Origin of the sequence: Flavobacterium pisciphilum (genome assembly GCF_020905345.1) — a bacterium.
Lineage (GTDB): Bacteria > Bacteroidota > Bacteroidia > Flavobacteriales > Flavobacteriaceae > Flavobacterium > Flavobacterium pisciphilum.
In genome coordinates, this window is sequence record NZ_JAJJMO010000001.1 from 1202834 (window position 1) to 1223143 (window position 20310).

The following is a 20310-nucleotide window of genomic DNA, read 5'->3' on the forward strand; positions in this document are numbered from 1 at the left end:
GTTAATTTTAATAAAATACAACTACTATAATTTTTTTAATTGATTATTTTTGACAAAAAATTATATGTAAGTTTGACATGTCAAAAAACAAGCCATATTTTTACAAAAATAGTATTTAAACCTTTGCATACAAACTTATTTAATATCGTTTTATTATCATTTTTCCTAACATTAGGATGTGGTAATATATATTCACAAGACACGAACAAAAAAAAGAAAGCTACAAGCGCTAATAAACAGCCAGATAGCACCAAAATCACAACTATAGACTCCATAAAGGTAGATAGTATAAAGATAGATAGCATAAAACCCAAAAAAGCTTTTTTGGATGGCAAAGTGAAATACAAAGCCAAGGATTATGCTAAGATTGATCAAAAGCGAAAGCTTATTACTTTATATAATGAAGCGGAGTTATACTACCAAGATGTTGAACTAAAGTCAGGCATCATTGTTCTAGATTACGAAAAAAATGAAGTTTACGCAGGTCGTCTAAAAGATTCTGCAGGTGTCTATACCCAATATCCCAATTTCAAACAAGGTCCAAGTGCCGTTGAACCAGACTCTATTCGGTTTAATTTTAAAACACAAAAAGCTTTAATCTGGAATTCTAGATCTGAACAAGGTGAGTTTAGAATAAAAGCTAGCATTACGAAAAAAGAGAATGACTCTGTGTACTTCTTAAAAGGGGCACGTTTCACTACTGCAAAGGATGTTGATAATCCTGAATACTACTTTCAAACAAACAAAGTTAAATTCATACCTGGAAAAAAAGTAATTACTGGCTTAACTAATATGGTAATTGCCGATGTACCTACTCCTATTGCTTTACCGTTTGCTTATTTCCCTATGTCTTCTGAAAAAAGTGTTTCTGGTTTAATTCTACCAAGTTACAACGACTCTAATACCAGAGGATTCTCATTACAAAATGGTGGTTATTATTTTGCTTTAAGCGATAATTATGATTTAACTGTTTTAGGAGATTATTATACTAACGGAAGTTATGCCATGCGATTTGAATCGGCATATGCAAAAAGATATAAATATAGAGGTAACGTGAATGTTCGTTTTGAAAATTTAATATCTAGCGAAAGAGGATATCCTGATTATACTAGACAAAACATATACAACATTCAATGGACGCACTCTAAAGATACAAAAGCAAGTCCTAATTCTAGTTTTTCTGCTTCTGTGAATATGGGTAGTAGTAAATATTTTAAGCAATCTATCAACCAAGCTAATATAGGTTCTAACTTAAACAACACATTAAGTTCTTCTGTTTCTTACAGTAAAACCTTTAATACGTTACCACAAATACGTACTTCGTTAACTGCTACGCATTCTCAAAACACACAAACTGAAGTTATTAATATGACTTTACCAACATTAGAAGCGAGTGTTGATAGAATTTATCCTTTCGTAGGGAAAAATGGAGTTAAAAAAGGATTCATTAAAAACATTAACTTTCAGTATAACCTAAGTGGTAAAAATAGCATTGTAACAACTGATTCTCTATTTTTTAAACCTCAAATGTTTGATGATGCCAAAATTGGAGCTAGACACAGCATTCCTATAAGTACTAACTTTAAATTATTCAAATATTTTAGTGCTAGTACAACTGCAAATTACCAAGAAGTATGGCAAACAAAAACAATCAGTAGATCATACAATACCGAGCAAAGCAAGGTAGTTGATAAGGTTGTAAATGGTTTTGATGCTTACAGAACCTATTCATTTAGCTCTAGCCTTGGTACTACTATTTATGGTACTTTTAATTTTGGTGAAGACAAAAAAATAAAATCTATTCGCCACGTAATGCGTCCGTCTGTTTCTTATGGATATACACCTAGTTTCGAGAAATATTATGACACCTATGCTTCTGATGCTACAGGAACCATAATTAAAGAATACAGCCGTTTTGAAGGAGGTATTTTTGGAGCTCCAGGTAATAGTAACTCTAATATAATAGGATTTGATTTGAGCAATACTTTTGAAGCAAAAGTTACTGATAGAGACAGTACAAAAACAGAACCTAAAAAAATAATGTTACTTAACAACTTAAACTTCTCTACAAGTTACAACTTTAATGCCGATGGGATTTCTTCATTTGCATGGCAACCTTTGAGAGTTAGTGGAGGAACACAGCTTCTTGACAATAAAATGAATGTCAATTTTGGAGCTACATTAAATCCTTACGCTATAGATAATTCTGGAAAACAGATAAATACTTTTAATATTAATAATGGTGGAAGTTTATTTAGAATGACTAGTGCAAATATGACATTGAACTACTCTATTTCTAATAAAGAAAAAAACAAAAAAGACGATTCTAACAACCAAAACACAAGAAATGGTGGTCGTGAAGATGATTTATTCGGAAGAAGCACCGATTTAAATGACACTCGTAAAAGCCAATTTGACGGTTCTGAAGAAGAAGACAATGAAATAACTGAATTCTTCAATGCAAAACTTCCTTGGGATATGACTCTAGCGTACTCCCTAACCTATGGAAATACCGCTAGAGAAAATAAAATCATAGGAAACTCTATCATGATTTCCGCAAATATGGATATTACACCAAAATGGAAAGGTGGTATATCTACTGGATATGATTTTGTACAAAAGGGAGTTACTTTTACCCAACTTCGTTTTGAAAGAGATTTATTAAGCTGGAGAATGGATTTTAACTGGACTCCAATTGGCCCATACTCAAACTGGAACTTCTTTATCGGAATCAAATCTGGAGTTCTTAGTGACATCAAATGGAACAAAAGAAGCACTATCAACAGATAAACAGCTGCCACAAACAAAAACACATTTAATTTAAATTGATACAATCATGAAAAAAATCATATTTACCGAAAATGCTCCAGCTCCAATTGGTCCGTACAACCAAGCTGTTTTAAAGAACGATACTCTTTATGCATCTGGTCAAATTGCAATTAATCCTCAATCCGGAGAATTAATTACAGATAACATTCTTGATGAGACAAAACAAGTAATGCAAAACATAGCTGCTATACTAGAAGCTGCAGATATGACTTTTGAACATATAGTAAAAGCAACCATCTTCATCATGGATATGAATAATTTTGCAGCTATAAACGGTGTATACGGATCTTATTTTGACGAAAAAACGGCTCCTGCTCGCGAAACTGTTCAAGTAGCTTGTTTACCAAAAAACGTAAACGTAGAGATTTCTATAATTGCAATACGATAACAATCAGTATTCATGCCGTAGGTTGCAAATGCCACCTACGGCATATTTACACACTCCACACAAGCATATAACTTTATATATGCCTCTTCCTAAGTCATTCTTTTTTTTTTATAGCATCTGTATAATCATCTTTCATAAAAAAGAAGCTTTTTTTAACTTCTCTTTAATCCTCAATTTTAGTATCTCCTATCTTTTCTCGATACTAGACAATTTATCTTTTAAAACGATTCTTTTCATTAAAAAAAACAGAACTACTCTATCTGCTTTCTTTTCCACTTGAACTTTAATCATAAATTACGACTTACCTCTTCATTAATTAGGAATAAATCAAATACTATATAAAATAAAAAAACCGCCTCAATTAATTGAAACGGTTCGTTATAAGTTTTAAATGTATGATTTTTACAATTCTAACGCGATGGCATTTAATAACAACTGTGCAGAAGCTTCGTTGGTTGCTAACGGTACATTATGTACATCACAAACACGGATTAACATATTAATATCAACTTCATGAGCGTGGCTGGCAAGTGGGTCCTTAAAAAAGAATACCATTTGTGTTTTACCCTCAGCTACTCTTGCAGCAATTTGAGCATCCCCACCCATAGGACCTGAAAGCATTTTTTTAACTTTAAAACCAGCATTTGTGGCCTTACTTCCAGTAGTTCCTGTTGCGATAAGTTTAATATTTTCCTTAAGTAGGAGCGTTTTATTTTTATTTAAAAACTGAACCATGTCTGCTTTCTTTCCATCATGGGCTATAATAGCAATCTCCATACTTTTCATTTACTTTTATTTATTAGAAATATGATATGCAATAAGACCATCGATTGGACGTCTTAAAACATTACCTAATTGCAATTCGTATTTATCAAAAGTCTCTTGCAATTCATCTTTTAAATAGTAAGCAATTGAACCTACAAAATGAATTGGCACTTCTTTGCAATTATCAAATTGTTTGATGTAATTCTTAACAAATGATTTCATCCCTTTAAAGATGATTTTTCTACAAAACTCAGAATCTTTATGTTTGATTAAGAACTTAGCAAAAGTAGCCAAATAAGCATTAGGATTTGGTTCTTTATATAATTTGTTTTTAATAAAATCTGGATCCATATTGTATTCTTTTGCGAATTCAACAGCCAATTCCTGAGGCATTTTATTAAAGTAATACTTTCTAATTAATTCTTTTCCAAAAACATTACCACTACAATCGTCCATAGCAATATAGCCTAATGATTGTACTTTTTGATATAATTGCTTACCATCAAAATAACTACAATTAGAACCTGTTCCTAAGATACTAACAATTGCTTTCTCTCCTTTTGGAGTAGTAGCATATACTGCTGCATATGTATCTTCATGAACTTCAATAATTGCATTAACGAAATATTCTTGAAAAATTTGAGATAGCGTGATTTTCATTCTATCTGTACCACAGCCTGCTCCGTAAAAGAACAAATGTGTAGCTGTATTTTTATTTTGTAAAATATCAAAACGGTCATTTAATCGAGTTACGACTTCGTCACCATCAAGAATTTCAGGATTTAATCCTAAGGTTTGTGTTGTGAATAATATCTTGCCATTATCATCAATTGCTATCCAATCTGCTTTAGTAGATCCACTATCAACTATTAATTTCATTTTATTTTATTTAGTTTTCGGTTTAGTTTTTCATCCTGCAATATTAAGTGTAATTATTCACATTATTGAGAGTCAAACAAAATAATAAAAAATCCCGCTATCTATTCAATAACGGGATTTTGAAATGTATATAAAATTATTTAAGACCTGCGATATGCACAGATAAATCAATTAATTTGCTAGAGTATCCGTACTCATTATCATACCAAGATACTAATTTAAAGAAAGTAGAATTTAATCCAATTCCAGCGTGAGCATCTACAATAGAAGTTCTAGGATCAGAAATAAAATCTTGAGATACTACTAAATCTTCAGTATATCCTAAGATACCTTTCATTGTAGTTTCTGAAGCTTTTTTCAAAACTGCCATAATTTCTTCGTAAGAAGTTTCTTTAGCAACTTTTACAGTTAAATCTACTACAGAAACGTCAGCAGTAGGAACACGCATAGACATACCTGTTAGTTTTCCATTCAATGATGGGATAACTTTTCCAACAGCTTTTGCAGCACCTGTAGATGAAGGAATGATATTTAAGTTTGCAGCACGTCCACCTCTCCAGTCTTTTCTAGAAGGACCATCAGTTGTCATTTGAGTTGAAGTAGTTGCGTGTACAGTTGTCATTAAAGCTTCAACGATTTCAAAATTATCATGGATAACTTTAGCTAATGGAGCTAAACAGTTTGTAGTACATGAAGCATTAGAAACTACAGTATCTGAAGCTTTTGCTGTTTCGTGGTTTACTCCCATTACAAACATTGGAGCATCTGCAGATGGAGCAGAAATAATTACTTTTTTAGCACCACCAGTGATGTGAGCATTTGCAGTTTCGATAGTTGTAAAGAAACCAGTACATTCAGCAACAACATCTACATTTACTTCGTTCCATTTTAAGTTAGCTGGCTCTCTTTCTGCAGTTACACGGATATGATTTCCGTTTACAAAAAGTTTTCCTTCTTTTACTTCTACAGTTCCGTTGAAACGACCGTGAACTGAATCGTATTTTAATAAATAGGCTAAATGATCTACATCAAGCAAATCATTGATTGCTACTACCTCTACATTATCTCTATTGAAAGATTCTCTAAAGACAATTCTTCCAATTCTTCCAAATCCGTTTATTCCTAATTTTACTTTTGACATTTTTTTAAATTTTTATTTATTTTTTGTTTATTCTACTTATTTTCAAAGTCTAATTTCCTCACAATAAACTTCAATTTTATTTTTTATTCTATTTTTATGTAGACATGATATCTGAAACGCGTAGCAATTCTCTATCTATCTCAGTTTTACCTTTAATAGCCTGTTCCAAAGGTGTTAATGTTACTTTGTCACTTTGTAAACCAACCATATAATTTGATTTTCCTTCAAGTAAAGATTCTACCGCTTTTACACCCAATCTACTTGCTAGTACTCTATCAAAACAAGAAGGTGAACCTCCTCTTTGCATATGTCCTAATACAGAAACTCTAACATCGTATTCTGGTAAATTAGCTTCAACATAATCTTTTAATTCGAATACATTTTTACCAATTTTATCTCCTTCTGCAATAACAACAATACTTGATGATTTTCCTGAAGCTTTACTTTTTTGAAGAGATTCTAATAATCTTTCTAAACCTAAATCTTCTTCTGGAATAAGAATTTCTTCTGCTCCTGCACCGATTCCAGCATTAAGAGCGATATGACCAGCATCTCTTCCCATTACCTCTACAAAAAACAAGCGGTTATGAGAACTCGCTGTATCACGTATTTTATCAATACAATCCACAACTGTATTTAGAGCCGTATCATATCCTAAAGTATGACTCGTTCCAAAAATGTCATTATCTATAGTTCCTGGGATTCCCATGATTGGGAAATTATATTCTGAGTTGAATAATAGACCTCCGGTAAAACTTCCGTCACCTCCTATTACTACAAAAGCATCAATTCCTGCTTTTAGAAGATTTTCGTGTGCTTTCTTTCTACCTTCGGGAGTCTTAAATTCCAATGAACGAGCCGATTTTAAAATCGTTCCTCCTTTATTTACAATATTATTTACACTTCGAGGTCCCATCTCTTTGAAGTCACCTTCAATCATTCCTTGATAGCCTCTATAAATTCCGATACATTCGATGTTATGATAAGCACAAGTTCGAACTACTGATCGAATGGCTGCATTCATTCCTGGTGAATCTCCTCCTGATGTAAGAACACCAACTTTTTTTATTGTTTTTGGCATTATTTAAGTATTAAAGTGTAAAATTAACAAACATTCACCACTATTCGGGCTATATTTATAATAAGTTAATAAAATCTGTTAAATTCAAACGTTTTCGTTAATAAGTTTTCGGATACCAAAAAAAATCAATAAAATAAAAAAAGACATTTATTTTAATTGATAATTTAAAAATAACAATACCCGATTGAAGTGTTACAAAATTTGAATACAATCAAATTTAAAGATAAGGAAAATAAGAGGCTTAAAAATAAAGATTAACAAAACTAAAACACATTAACAAAAGTTAGTGTGCTAATCTTCTTCAGGAACTAATCCCTGATTGTTTGGTTTTACCTTTTCTTTTTCTTTTTTATCCGTTTTTTTTGATTTTGAGAAATCAATATAATCAGGATTTATAGACGAATCCTGAAAATCATCATGGGAGTTTGACCCCTTGATAGCACGTTCTAATTTATGACTTTTAAAGATTTTATTCACTAACTCTTTAAAAGTATCAAAATCAACTTCATAAGAAATACCCATACCTTGAGTATAACCAACTCCTTGACCTATATAATTAATATCATTTTCTCTATTAAACAGACGCAAGTTCATAGTTCCGTCTTCATTAACTCTATATTGTACCTCGACATCTCCAACAATTGCCGATTCGTTAATTCCTCCTACTGGTACTCCTACCTTTCCGTTTATGGTAATTCTCTCATTTATTTGAGATGAAATTGTTGCTGCAAATTGACCGTCAGCCTCCTGACCAAGCCTTCTGTCGGCTGAAGTATATGTAAAGCCAATATCAATCTTATCGCTATCTGAATGAATTATCCCTCCTAATAAATTACTAGCTGTTTCAAACAAACTGCTCGAAAAATCAGATTGACTAACCCCCTCAGGACTCAAGAACCCTCCTGAAGACAGCAAATAAAGCGCTTGTGTTTGTCGAACATCTTTATCTACTAATTTATATTGAATCTCAGACTTCAACACATTACTTACTGTTGGGAAATCGATATTAAAGTCAGGTTCTGGGCTTGTTAAATCCCCACGAATACCAATAACCACCTCTACAGGTACTTTTTTACTAAAAGAAGAATTCTCTAACAATACTGCTGGATTTGCAGATGTTTTATAAACTGCTTCAAGATTTAACTGCGCTTTCATAGGGTTACCTTCCCATGTAATCGAACCTCCTTTTCTTACTACAAACTTCTTATCAATTAATCCACCATATTTAAAATTATAAGTACCCTCATATGCTTGGAAATCTCCCCACATATTAAACTTACCAAGTGTGTTTATTTTAAATAATAGCGATCCAAATCCTTTTCCTTTCATTCCATGTCCTGAATTTCTATCTAAGATCACTTCTACCTCGGCATCAGGCGTTATATCAAAATCAAACTCTAGTTCAAGACCATTATAGTTTTTTGTGTTTTCGACAATTCCATTTGCAAGGTTATATTTTTCTTTAGCAGTAATAAAATGAATAAAATTATTATCACTCATGGTTTGTGCATCATTAATCGGAATCTTCACTGATGTTCCTTTTTCTGATTTTGCATCAACTTTAATAAACAAAGCCGAAGTCAACCCTTTAATAGTTGCTCTACCATTGATGAATGCTGTACCAAAATAAGCTGCATCTTCACTATCTTTAGTATCTAATGCTAATAATCTTTTCGAACTAATATCCAGATCTAATTTCCAATCAGTAAAATTATTATGCTCTATAGAACCGTTTAAAATCCCTTTGGTGCCATATTTAGTATCCGTGATTGTATTATTTCTTAATAAAAACTTTTCATCAGTTACATCAACAATTGTCTTATCACTTAATTGGTAATCTATATTTAAATAAGGAATTGTCATTCCTGCTTTGTCCAAATACAAACGTCCGTTTACATCTGGTCTTTTTAAATTTCCAATTATAGCCGCATTTCCTGAGACATATCCTCTAATATTCGACAATACATCTCCTCCCAAAGTACTGAGAGAAGCTAAATTAAATGTGTCAAATTTTAACTGTAAATCGAGTATGGTTTCTTTATTGATAATTTCAAAGCTTCCAAACAACTTAAACAACTCTGATTTATCATTTTCTACAGTTGAATTTATTGTAAACTTTCTAAGATTTTCATCTCCAACAATATTAAAATTCAAAGCACCTAAATCAGTCTTATTTACATTCAATTTATTTATTTGAATTGAAGCCGTTGGCTGAAAAACATTCTTCCTTTGCTTAAAGTTAATCTCACCATTGATATCACCATTTAGAACAAGTTTATCATTAGTAGGTGTGATTTTATTAAGGTCTACATCTTTAAAGCTTAATTTCAAGTCTTTATAATCGCCCTCTTTTATTTGTCCTACCAATTCTATTTGCTGGTTTTCATGAGACAGAATAATATTGTCGATATCAAAATTTTTAAATTTTTTATCAAAAACGATCTGATTGTCTGGTTCATCTTTCTCATTCAGATACCACATATAATCTTTGAACTTCAACTCCGATTTATTAATTCCAACAATATTATTTTTATTCTTATCAATAGTATGATATAAATTGAAATTAAAATAATCTTCTCCTTTAGAACCTCCTTTAAATTCTGATCTTACAAATAAAGTATCCTTCATGGTTACATTAATCAAACTAAAATCACGCACCTTATAGTATTTTGTTTTAATACTATCAAGCTCTATATAGGTGTTATACAAAGGGTTTTTATTGTCTACTGCTACTCTTATATTATCAAAAGTATTTTGTGCAGCTTTAATTTGAGGCGAATTAAACTTAAGCTTAAACTCTTGTTTATCGGCATCAATTTTACCCCTTACAACTGTATTAGTTGCAAGTTCAATATCTGGATAAAAAATCTCAATAATTTTATTGTAAATAGTAAAATCAAAACGCAGAAACTGCCCTTTACTTACCTTCAATGGCTTGTAATTAGCATACAAGCTACCTACAGAATTGGTAACTAAATTTTCTAATTGATTAAATTTATATTTACCTACGATTACCCCATTAACAACATCCGTAGAATTTATTGTTATGGTACGTATTTTATCTGCATCAAAAACTGAACTAACATTAACTTTATCAAAAACATAAGTAGATTTTGTATTTTGATAAACGGCATCATTAATACTAACATCCCCTTGAAGGTTTTCAATTGTATTTCCAGAAACCTGAACCACAACATCTCCTTTAAAAACAGATACTGAATCTTTAATGAATTTAAGTTTATTTAAATCGGCATTTTCGACATTAATATGAAAATCATATTTACTATCTCTTCTGCTTAAATCTATCAAACCATCAAAGGTCATATTCAAGTTAGGGTCGTTTACAGAAAGCTTCCCTTTATAATGTGGCAATTTAAAATTACCATTTAAGACAATATTACTATAAGTATAGTTATTGTAATTAAATTTCTGAACATCTCCTTTTATAACTGTATTTAAATATTTATCTGTAAATCCTTTTCCATCGACATCAATATTTAGTGTTGTTTTTCCAATATCCTTTCGGCTTAATAAAGTACCTACATCAAAATTTTCTAAAACAATATTTCCTGAATAAGAAGCTTTATCAATAAAATCGATATTATTCATATTCAAATCAACAAGACCATTTCCTAAATCGGTTGTCATATAGAAATCGACATCCAATGCAGTTTTAGATACTTTTGCCTTACCGTCTATCGTGAATTTCCCTATTCGCTTTAATTCTTTGGGCAATTTTTTCCCTAAAACATTTGGCAATAAAACTACCAGATTATCATAACTAGAAGAGAGCTTGTCGAATTTTCCATTCATGAGAAACTCTTGTCCGTTTTTTCCAAAAAGATTTTTAAAATTAATATTCCCAACGATATTGGATTTATGCAAATCAGTTAACGTAAGTCGTTTAAGATTCAAATCATTTAAAGTCCCTTCAATTTTTGATTTCACACGGAAATATTGGTCTTTACCTAACTCTTTATAAAAATAACGAATATCATTTGAACCTATATTAGCAGAATCTAAAGCAACATCAAACTGAACTTTATCAGTAAACTTAGCAAAATCCTCAATATGGTAGTTTAATATAGCTGCTCCATATATTTTAGAATATTTAGTCAAGATAGATAACTTTTCAAGCTTCATTTGCTTTTTAGTATAGCTAAATCTTGAGGTTAGATTAGCAACATACAAACCTCTATGATCTAAAAATGATAACTTATGAATCCTTGTACTTACATCTGGCCCATGAAGCTTAAAATCGCTTATATGTGCATTTAATTTTGTAAAATCGACATCTTTTGGAACTACTCGATTCTCGTCGGTTAAAATAAAATGTCCATTGGTAATATAGGCATCCTTTGCAGTAAGCAAGAATTTTTTAGCAGAAGGAGCTGTTGGCTTTCCTGTTTCGAATGAATGAATAAACACATCAAGGTTGGTTTGCTTTTCATTTTTATAGGTTTTTAAGTTAAACAATAACCTTGTCAAACGAATTTCACCGAAAATCAAATCACCATCAAGAACTCTCTTGACTCCTAAAATATTTGTTTTAATTAAATCAGAATAGATTAAAGTATCTTTATGGTGATCCATTATTAAAACTTTTCTAAGTTTTACGCCACCAAAAACACTTACAGAAACTTTATCAACTGATATATGAGTACCAAAATCTGAGTTTAATGAATCCGTAATATAACTTGCAATTTTGGTCTGAACCACTGGTAAAGACAATGCGATAGCCAATACTAACAAAAGTAGAATTAGTCCGATTAGGGAACGAGATACTATTTTTTTTATTTTTCTGATACCGATTGTTTTTTTAGTTTTTCTTTAAATTTAATTTAGAGCAAACAAAGGAAGGTTCCTTTGATAAAAATTCTTTAATTTTGGCTTCTACTTTTAAATAAAAAAAATCAAAATTTGATTCGTCAAATATAATTCAAAATTCGTGCCTTTACATGCAAAATCCTGAGGTTTTTATTCTTGCTATCGAAAGTTCTTGCGATGATACTGCAGCAGCTGTTTTACTTAACGACAAAGTACTATCAAATGTTGTTGCCAACCAGCTGATTCATACACAATATGGAGGTGTTGTTCCTGAACTTGCGTCTAGAGCACACCAACAAAACATTGTACCTGTAATTGATGCAGCACTTCGTAAGGCAAATATAAAAAAAGAACAATTATCAGCAATAGCATTTACCCAAGGTCCTGGACTTATGGGATCATTACTAGTAGGAAGTTCTTTTAGTAAATCATTAGCACTAGCCTTAAAAATCCCGTTAGTTGCTGTTAACCACATGCATGCACATATTCTGGCTCATTTTATAGATGAAGAAGGTTATGACAAACCAACATTTCCATTCTTAGCATTAACAATAAGTGGTGGTCATACTCAGATTATTAAAGTGAATGGTTTTTTTGACATGCAAATTATTGGAGAAACAACCGATGACGCTGTTGGTGAAGCATTTGATAAAAGTGCTAAAATTTTAGGGCTTCCCTATCCTGGTGGTCCTCTTATTGACAAATATGCACAATTAGGAAATCCTAAAGCGTTTCCTTTTACCAAACCTAAAGTTCCTGGACTTGATTTTAGTTTTTCTGGTTTAAAAACAGCTATTTTATATTTTATCCAAAAGAAAAAATTAGAAAACCCAAACTTCATTGAAGAAAATCTAAATGATATTTGTGCTTCTATACAACATACAATTATTGAAATTTTAATGGATAAATTAAAATTAGCAGTAAAAGAAACTGGAATTACTCAAATTGCCATTGGTGGTGGTGTTTCTGCCAATTCTGGAATACGAAACATACTGAAAGAAAGCGAAAAAAAATACGGTTGGAAAACTTACGTCCCAAAATTTGAATACACTACCGATAATGCTGCAATGATTGGAATTGTGGGTTATCAAAAATATTTATCTGAACAATTTGAAACAGCTGCTGTTGTTTCTAAAGCACGAATACAATTTTAAACTATGCAATTATTTTACAACCCGAATATTGACGAAACAACCCAAGAATTTTCTTTTGACAAAGAAGAAAGTAGACATATTATAAAAGTATTACGAAAAAAAGATTCTGATATATTACATGTAACAAATGGATTGGGTTACTTATTTGAAACCGAAATCACTTTGGCTTCTGATAATAAATGTACTGTAAAAATAATTTCGTTTGAAAAAGCACCTGACCCAAAATATCGTTTGCATCTTGCGGTTGCTCCAACCAAAATGAATGATCGTTTTGAATGGTTTCTAGAAAAAGCTACTGAAATAGGCATTCACGAAATAACTCCAATTATTTGCGATAGATCGGAACGTAAAGTAATTAATACAGAACGTTTTGAAAAAATCATTTTATCAGCAATGAAACAAGCAAACGAATTATACCTTCCTAAACTTAATGAAGCTATTTCGTTTAAAGAATTTATAAAACGTAAAAACGAAGGACTACAGTTAATTGCTCATTGTGAAGAAACGGACAAAAAATCATTAAAATCAGTTTTGAAACCAAATGAGAATGTAACCTTGCTTATAGGCCCTGAAGGAGATTTTTCTGAAAAAGAAATAGTTCTAGCTATCGAAAACGACTTTCAACCTGTTTCCTTAGGCAATACAAGATTACGTACTGAAACTGCAGCAATGGTTGCTTGTCATAGTGTCGCTTTTTTTAATGAAACAATTTAAATTTAAAAATACTAATCTCTGACTTTGCTGTTATGAAGAAAATATTTTTGCTTTTTTTATTTATCTCCATCTCTTCTTTTTCACAAGAAATTGCCCTACTAAAATATAGTGGTGGTGGTGATTGGTATGCAAATCCTACTTCATTACCAAATTTGATAAAATTTTGTAATGCAAATATAAATACCCGAATTAAAGCAAAACCTGGAACGGTAGAACCAAACAATCCCGATTTACTTTCCTATCCTTTTGTACATATGACTGGTCACGGGAATGTTGTTTTTAGCGATGCTGATGTGACTAACCTTCGTAATTATTTGTATGGCGGAGGATTTCTTCATATTGATGACAATTATGGAATGGATCAATACATTCGGAAGGAAATTAAAAAGATATTCCCAAACAATGAATTGACTGAGCTTCCTGCCAATCATGCTATTTTCCAAAAACCATTTCTTTTTTCTAATGGCTTACCTAAGATTCATGAGCATGATGGGAAAAGACCACAGGCATTTGGAATTTTTATCGAAAATAAATTGGTTTTGCTTTATACTTTCCAATGTGATCTTGGGGATGGCTGGGAAGATGCCGAAGTACACAATGACCCTCTAGAAATACGTCAAAAAGCACTAAAAATGGGTGCTAATATCATCAATTATATCTTTACCAATTAATTTAAGTCAAGTGCAATTAACACACGAAGAAATACAATTCGAAAGAAAAACTTTTCCAATAACTCTTGTTTGTGATCATATCTATTTTCAGCAAAACATTGGTTCTCTTTTTAGAATAAGTGAAGCTTTTGGTGTGGAAAATATTATTTTTTTAGGAAAAGATATTCCGTTAACCCCAAGAAAAATTAATAAAACTTCTCGAAGCACACATCTTTATGTGCCTCATACCGTTATAGAAAAAACTGCCGATTTAGCTATTTATTTAACCGAAAATAACTTCGAAATAATTGCTCTGGAAATAGCTAGCAAAAGCAAACCTCTAAAAGAAGTTATTGTACCTGCTGACAAAAAAATTGCACTATTAATAGGAAGTGAAATCGATGGGATTTCTGATGAACTTTTAAAAATTTCCAACCAAATTGTCCACATTAATATGTTTGGAAAAAATAGTAGCATGAATGTTGTACAAGCTGCAAGTATAGCGTTGTATGAAATTACTTCTTTATAGAAACATTTACTTTATGAATTTTAACTGTAAATAGCACACTACACCTTCATGTTGTTATAAATTAAATACTTACAATTAAAAATCATCTAAAATGGCATATTCTATAAAAAAAGAGGAGGCAATTAAATACGAACCAAATGAATTGAGATCTTTTCATTTATTTACCCATGAATGGATTGACAATTTAAATTTCACATTTAAACCACACGATTTTTTACCAAATGCAAATCCATATATACAGGTAGCTGAAGAATTATTCAGGGATGCTGGTTGGAATGGAGATGGAGAAATACAACTTATTTGGGTACCTCCATTTGTGCTTTCCGCTGGCTTCACTTTAAGTGAAGAAGCATTGGGCATCGTAATTTGGCATGTTAAACAAGAAGAAGATGGAATTTCATGGCTACTTTCTCCAAAAGAACTTCCTTTTTATTAAAATAAAGTTTAATGAAATTCTTTAACATAATCTTCTAAAAAAAAATCTTCACAACCAACATCAAACCAACATCATAACTCTCACAAAAACAACAATATAAGAATTTTCATCATAATAATTAAAACAAAAAATTTGTAAGAACTAAGCCATACAAGGGATTGTAATATTCTGACAAACAAAATCATAATTTTTTTTTGCTTGTTAGAATATTTGTTATAAAATTGCGTTAATTATTAACAAACCAAAGAATTTATAACAAAACCCCAAATTATTATGAAAAAGATTGTTTTATCAGCATTCGTAGCATTAATGCTTTTCTCTTGTCAAAACGACAAAACGGAATCTACAGACCTTCAAACTTCAGCAACTAACCAACGTGGTTGTGCTACACAAGATGTTCTTGAAGCTCAAATAAAAGCCGATCCAACTTTGGCTATTAGAATGAATCAAATTGAAGCATTTACAGAAAACAAAATATTAACTGGAAAGTTAGTTAATGGAAAAGTTCAAATTCCAGTTATTGTAAACGTATTATACAAAACTGCAGCAGAAAATATTTCTGATGCACAAATACAAACACAAATTGATGTCTTAAATAAAGATTTCAATGCTCAAAATGCTGATTACGGAAGTGTTCCAGCATTATTCTCTGGAGTAAAAGCAAATGTTGAAATTAGTTTTGTACTTGAAAAAATAAATAGAAAATCAACAACAAAAACTTCATGGGGAACTAATGATGCCATGAAAAAAACTGCTTCTGGTGGTTTAGCACCTACATCTCCAACTACAAAACTTAATATATGGGCTTGTAAAATTGGTGGTGGAATATTAGGATACGCGCAATTTCCTGGAGGATCTTCTACAACAGACGGTGTTGTAATTGATTCTAAATATTTTGGATTATCAGGTTCTACAGCTGCTCCTTATAACTTAGGAAGAACAGGAACTCACGAAGTAGGACACTGGATGAACTTACGTCATATCTGGGGTGATGCAAATTGTGGAAGCGATTTAGTAAATGATACACCGGTGCACAACACTGCTAATTACGGAGTACCTACTTATCCTCATTATAGTACTTGTACAGGAACTCCTGTAGAAATGACTATGAACTACATGGATTATACTGATGACGCTGGAATGTACATGTTTACTACAGGTCAAAAAAACAGAATGGCTGCTATATTCTTAACTGGTGGACCAAGAGCTGCTTTTGGCATCTAAAATTAAAACCTTATAACTTAACATGTTAATAATTATTAAAAGCGAGATTTAATTATCTCGCTTTTTTTGGTTTAAAATGTAATCTTTCCCTGTTATTTTCTATATTTATGCCCTAAAGAAACATAAACTATGATTACATCTAAAGTAATTTCAAACGGGATTTTAAGAGCGATCACAACTATTTTGGTAGTATCACTAATTTTGTATTTTTTATATCAAATACAAACTGTAATAGTATACTTATGTGTTTCATTAATATTGTGTTTAATTGCAAACCCATTTGTAAAATTCTTAAAAGAAAAGCTAAAATTCAGTAGCTCATTCGCCGCAATAACTACTATAGCTTTTTTCATCTTGTTAATGATTGGATTCATACTATTATTTGTCCCATTGATAATATCACAAGCAAATAATTTATCTCTTCTTGATACTGATAGCCTTCAAAAACAATTTATATTGATTGAGCGTGATTTTGAAAATTACTTTAACCTACAACATCTTGATTTTCAATCTTTATTAAAGAACTCTGAAATAACTTCTAAACTAGACTTTAGCTATTTTACATCATTTATAAATTCTATTCTAAATATGTTAGCTGGTTTTGGTATGGGATTAGTATCTGTATTTTTTATTACTTTCTTCTTTATTAAAGATCAAAATATTTTTAAAGAAAACGCAAAAAGAATACTTCCTGACAATAATGAAGACAAAATAATAAACTCTATCACTAAGATAAACCATTTACTAACACGTTATTTTGTAGGCTTGTTGCTACAACTAACCGTTGTATTCATTCTATATTTTATTGTACTTATTATTTTTGGAAGTCAAAATGCATTTGTAATTGCTTTTTTATGTGCTGTATTAAACATCATCCCATATGTAGGCCCAATAATAGGAACTATCCTTGCAGCTATATTAACAATGTTGAGTTTAATTGGTGGTGATTTTCAAACAGAAATTTTACCTAAAACTATATATATTGTGATTGGCTTTTTATTGGTTCAAGCAATCGACAATAATATAAGCCAGCCGATTATTTCATCAAAAAGTGTAAATTCGCATCCACTGGAAATATTTTTAATCACTTTAATTAGCGGAATAACTTTTGGAATCGTAGGAATGATTATTGCAATCCCATTTTATACTTGTCTTAAAGTGATAGCCAAAGAATTTTTTCCAAACAATAAAATCGTTATTGTACTAACCGAAAAAATATAGCCTTGAATTTAGCCCTTTTACATCCTTCTGTTCAGGATTTTATAAATAAAAAAGTAAATGAATCTGTTTCTAAATTAGCACTTCAGAAAAATCCCTTTCCAGAGATTGAATGGATTGCAATTTTAAATCAGATTGAGGCTAAAACAAAAGCAAAAGAGAAGTTACCAACTTGGTTTGCTACCCAAGATATACTTTATCCAAGTAAAATTTCAGTAGAACAAACCTCTTCTGAAAAAACAGCACAATATAAAGCCAATTTAGTTTCAGGAGATAGTCTAATCGACTTAACTGGAGGCTTTGGTGTTGATGACTATTACTTTTCAAAAAAAATAAAAAATGTAGCACATTGTGAGATAAACATCGGTTTATCTGCAATCGTACAGCATAATCTCAAACAATTAAAAATTGAAAATTGTGTTTGCTATCCCGAAGATAGTTTTGAGGTTTTAAAAAAACTAAATAAAAAATGGGACTGGATATATATTGATCCCTCCAGACGAAACGATGCCAAAGGCAAAGTTTTTATGCTAAAAGACTGTTTACCTAATGTTCCTGATTTATTAGATTTTTATTTTGAAAACACGAATTCAATTTTAATAAAAACTGCTCCACTATTAGATATATCTGCAGGTCTTTCTGAACTAAAAAATGTAAAAAATATACATATAATAGCTGTAGAAAATGAGGTTAAAGAATTACTCTGGGAAATTCACAAAGACTATTTAGGAACTATAACTCTCTCTACTGCTAATATATTAAAAGACAAAACGGAGTCATTTGAATTTATTTTAAACGGAGAACCTGAATTTGTTAGCTACGACTTACCTCATAAATACCTATATGAGCCCAATAGTGCTATCATGAAATCAGGTGGATTCGACGAGGTGAGCTCTTTTTTCAAAGTAGATAAACTGCATAAACATTCTCATTTATACACTTCAGATGAATTAATTGCATTCCCAGGAAGGGCTTTTGAAATTCAAGAAACTATTTCGTACACCAAAAATGAAATGAAACTTCATCTCTCTAATCAACAAGCTAATATCACTACTAGGAATTTTCCCGATAGTGTAGAAACCATTCGAAAAAAATGGAAAATAAAAGATGGTGGAAATTTATATTGTTTTTTTACAACTGATAGAAATGACAATAAAATAGTTTTAATTTGTAAAAAAATATAATAAAATGAAACAACTAATTACTTTAACTTTTTTCTTATTAACATTTAATTTATTTGCACAAAAAGGTTGTGAATACTCTGTAAACGTTACCGATTCTTTAGGAACATACAAATCGACAAAAGAAACAATGATTTCTGAAAAAAACTTTGCAGGAACAGCGAGTTACATCTTTTTTTCTTTAGCACAAACTGATGGTTTACCAACACTAAATGTACAAATGATTAAAAAGAGTAAAGATTTTACGAAAGCGAATTGCTTTGATAAAAACTCAAAATTATATATACAATTAAGCAATGGGAAAATTGTTACTTTAATTCATATCGATCAAGAAAGTTGTGGAACATTAATTCGTGATGATAAAGGATTTGATAATCGGGTAAACACAGGTATTTTTATGTTTATGAAAGATAATTATGAAGATTTAAAAAAATCTTCAATCTCGATGATACGTATTAAATACTTAACTGATACTGAAGATTATGTTCTAAAAAGAGAATTCACATCAGAACTAGACAACAAAGTATATCGTCCTGATAATTATTTTATTGATAACATAAAATGTGTAGAATAAGCTTAATTACAATTCCATTTTGTATTTGAGACTTTATCATTTAAACCTGCTTTTAAATTATAATGCCACCACTCTGAATCAAAAGAATTAAAATTATGTTTTATCATTATTCTTTTCAATAATTTTCGGTTTGCTTTAATAGTATCTGATAAATCCATATAGTTATGACTGGCTTCTTTTCCGAAAAAATCAAAAGAAGTCCCCATATCTAATTCCTTACCATTACCATCAACAAGAGTAATATCTACGGCTCCTCCTCTATTATGGATGGAGCCTTTTTTTGGATCTGCAACATATTTAGGATTTGAAACTATTTCCCACATTCTTTTTTGGATAAATAATGGTCTATAACAATCGAATAGCTTGATTCTATATCCTTTCTTCATAAAAGTTTTATTAGCTTCTACTAGCGCTTTAACTGTTTTTAAACGCAGGAAACATTCTGCACAATCATACACTTTTGCTTTAAGAAAATTATCTTCTGTGGCATATTTCATGTCATATACAAAATCACTACTATAATCTTTTAAATTAACAAAAGTAGTATCCGAAATGACCTGCTTATTATCAACTTCATGCAATTCATTTTGAGCATTTACTGAAGTAACCAATAAAAGTGTTCCTATAAAAAGTAAATTGATGTATAACGTTTTTATTAATATCATAGTTTGAATTTTCCTGTGTAAGTAAAAGTAAACAAAAGCATCCAAAACAAAAAAC

General features: G+C 30.8%; 17 protein-coding genes. 11 read left to right on the plus strand and 6 right to left on the minus strand.

Annotated features, from left to right (window positions below; all coding sequences use genetic code 11):
• Nucleotides 1-72 precede the first annotated feature (72 nt).
• Both LNQ49_RS04530 and LNQ49_RS04535 read left to right on the plus strand, forming a co-directional pair.
• Nucleotides 73-2790 (plus strand): putative LPS assembly protein LptD, encoded by a 2718-nt coding sequence (locus tag LNQ49_RS04530; RefSeq protein WP_229987528.1) that lies wholly within the window; start codon nt 73-75, stop codon nt 2788-2790.
• Between the two features lie 46 nt (nt 2791-2836).
• Nucleotides 2837-3217 carry a RidA family protein gene (locus LNQ49_RS04535; RefSeq protein WP_229987529.1) on the plus strand — a complete coding sequence of 127 codons (381 nt, stop codon included), beginning with the start codon at nt 2837-2839 and terminating at the stop codon, nt 3215-3217.
• A gap of 402 nt (nt 3218-3619) precedes the next feature.
• On the opposite strand, the gene LNQ49_RS04540 is transcribed toward LNQ49_RS04535, so the two are convergent.
• The 5 genes from LNQ49_RS04540 to LNQ49_RS04560 all read right to left on the minus strand — a co-directional run bounded on the left by LNQ49_RS04540 (nt 3620) and on the right by LNQ49_RS04560 (nt 11835).
• Nucleotides 3620-3994, minus strand: a complete 375-nt coding sequence (locus tag LNQ49_RS04540) for a methylglyoxal synthase (protein WP_229991314.1) — start codon at nt 3992-3994, stop codon at nt 3620-3622.
• Between the two features lie 15 nt (nt 3995-4009).
• On the minus strand, nt 4010-4861 hold the full coding sequence (locus tag LNQ49_RS04545) for an N-acetylglucosamine kinase (protein WP_229987530.1): 852 nt from the start codon (nt 4859-4861) through the stop codon (nt 4010-4012).
• 136 nt (nt 4862-4997) lie between these two features.
• Nucleotides 4998-6002, minus strand: coding sequence for a type I glyceraldehyde-3-phosphate dehydrogenase (gene gap / locus LNQ49_RS04550; protein ID WP_195737250.1), 1005 nt, complete (start codon nt 6000-6002; stop codon nt 4998-5000).
• 94 nt (nt 6003-6096) lie between these two features.
• Complete coding sequence (pfkA, locus tag LNQ49_RS04555; RefSeq protein ID WP_229987531.1) at nt 6097-7083, minus strand: 6-phosphofructokinase; 987 nt, start codon at nt 7081-7083, stop codon at nt 6097-6099.
• A 291-nt stretch (nt 7084-7374) separates the two neighbouring features.
• Nucleotides 7375-11835, minus strand: a complete 4461-nt coding sequence (locus LNQ49_RS04560; protein ID WP_229987532.1) for a translocation/assembly module TamB domain-containing protein — start codon at nt 11833-11835, stop codon at nt 7375-7377.
• Between the two features lie 206 nt (nt 11836-12041).
• On the opposite strand from LNQ49_RS04560, the gene tsaD reads away from it, so the two are divergent.
• The 9 genes from tsaD to LNQ49_RS04605 all read left to right on the plus strand — a co-directional run bounded on the left by tsaD (nt 12042) and on the right by LNQ49_RS04605 (nt 19590).
• Nucleotides 12042-13064: a tRNA (adenosine(37)-N6)-threonylcarbamoyltransferase complex transferase subunit TsaD gene (tsaD, locus tag LNQ49_RS04565; protein ID WP_229987533.1), complete on the plus strand. Its 1023-nt coding sequence runs from the start codon at nt 12042-12044 to the stop codon at nt 13062-13064.
• 3 nt (nt 13065-13067) lie between these two features.
• On the plus strand, nt 13068-13778 hold the full coding sequence (locus tag LNQ49_RS04570; protein ID WP_229987534.1) for a 16S rRNA (uracil(1498)-N(3))-methyltransferase: 711 nt from the start codon (nt 13068-13070) through the stop codon (nt 13776-13778).
• Between the two features lie 32 nt (nt 13779-13810).
• Nucleotides 13811-14449: a DUF4159 domain-containing protein gene (locus LNQ49_RS04575; RefSeq protein ID WP_229987535.1), complete on the plus strand. Its 639-nt coding sequence runs from the start codon at nt 13811-13813 to the stop codon at nt 14447-14449.
• Between the two features lie 10 nt (nt 14450-14459).
• Nucleotides 14460-14957: a TrmH family RNA methyltransferase gene (locus LNQ49_RS04580; RefSeq protein ID WP_229987536.1), complete on the plus strand. Its 498-nt coding sequence runs from the start codon at nt 14460-14462 to the stop codon at nt 14955-14957.
• Nucleotides 14958-15048: 91 nt separating this feature from the next.
• On the plus strand, nt 15049-15393 hold the full coding sequence (locus LNQ49_RS04585) for a hypothetical protein (protein ID WP_229987537.1): 345 nt from the start codon (nt 15049-15051) through the stop codon (nt 15391-15393).
• A 273-nt stretch (nt 15394-15666) separates the two neighbouring features.
• Nucleotides 15667-16617 (plus strand): zinc metalloprotease, encoded by a 951-nt coding sequence (locus tag LNQ49_RS04590; protein WP_229987538.1) that lies wholly within the window; start codon nt 15667-15669, stop codon nt 16615-16617.
• 129 nt (nt 16618-16746) lie between these two features.
• On the plus strand, nt 16747-17838 hold the full coding sequence (locus LNQ49_RS04595; RefSeq protein ID WP_229987539.1) for an AI-2E family transporter: 1092 nt from the start codon (nt 16747-16749) through the stop codon (nt 17836-17838).
• Between the two features lie 2 nt (nt 17839-17840).
• Complete coding sequence (locus tag LNQ49_RS04600) at nt 17841-19019, plus strand: THUMP-like domain-containing protein (RefSeq protein ID WP_229987540.1); 1179 nt, start codon at nt 17841-17843, stop codon at nt 19017-19019.
• Between the two features lie 4 nt (nt 19020-19023).
• The gene (locus tag LNQ49_RS04605; RefSeq protein ID WP_229987541.1) at nt 19024-19590 is read left to right on the plus strand and encodes a hypothetical protein; all 567 of its coding nucleotides are present in this window, start codon (nt 19024-19026) and stop codon (nt 19588-19590) included.
• A gap of 2 nt (nt 19591-19592) precedes the next feature.
• On the opposite strand, the gene LNQ49_RS04610 is transcribed toward LNQ49_RS04605, so the two are convergent.
• Nucleotides 19593-20255: a M15 family metallopeptidase gene (locus tag LNQ49_RS04610; protein ID WP_229987542.1), complete on the minus strand. Its 663-nt coding sequence runs from the start codon at nt 20253-20255 to the stop codon at nt 19593-19595.
• Between the last annotated feature and the right edge of the window lie 55 nt (nt 20256-20310).

Coding starts and splice junctions, on each gene's coding strand:
- LNQ49_RS04605 (WP_229987541.1), top strand. CDS start 19,024: ATGAAACAACTAATTACTTTAACTTTTTTCTTATTAACATTTAATTTA.
- LNQ49_RS04610 (WP_229987542.1), bottom strand. CDS start 20,255: ATGATATTAATAAAAACGTTATACATCAATTTACTTTTTATAGGAACA.
- LNQ49_RS04540 (WP_229991314.1), bottom strand. CDS start 3,994: ATGGAGATTGCTATTATAGCCCATGATGGAAAGAAAGCAGACATGGTT.
- LNQ49_RS04590 (WP_229987538.1), top strand. CDS start 15,667: ATGAAAAAGATTGTTTTATCAGCATTCGTAGCATTAATGCTTTTCTCT.
- LNQ49_RS04535 (WP_229987529.1), top strand. CDS start 2,837: ATGAAAAAAATCATATTTACCGAAAATGCTCCAGCTCCAATTGGTCCG.
- LNQ49_RS04595 (WP_229987539.1), top strand. CDS start 16,747: ATGATTACATCTAAAGTAATTTCAAACGGGATTTTAAGAGCGATCACA.
- gap (WP_195737250.1), bottom strand. CDS start 6,002: ATGTCAAAAGTAAAATTAGGAATAAACGGATTTGGAAGAATTGGAAGA.
- LNQ49_RS04545 (WP_229987530.1), bottom strand. CDS start 4,861: ATGAAATTAATAGTTGATAGTGGATCTACTAAAGCAGATTGGATAGCA.
- tsaD (WP_229987533.1), top strand. CDS start 12,042: ATGCAAAATCCTGAGGTTTTTATTCTTGCTATCGAAAGTTCTTGCGAT.
- pfkA (WP_229987531.1), bottom strand. CDS start 7,083: ATGCCAAAAACAATAAAAAAAGTTGGTGTTCTTACATCAGGAGGAGAT.
- LNQ49_RS04575 (WP_229987535.1), top strand. CDS start 13,811: ATGAAGAAAATATTTTTGCTTTTTTTATTTATCTCCATCTCTTCTTTT.
- LNQ49_RS04585 (WP_229987537.1), top strand. CDS start 15,049: ATGGCATATTCTATAAAAAAAGAGGAGGCAATTAAATACGAACCAAAT.
- LNQ49_RS04570 (WP_229987534.1), top strand. CDS start 13,068: ATGCAATTATTTTACAACCCGAATATTGACGAAACAACCCAAGAATTT.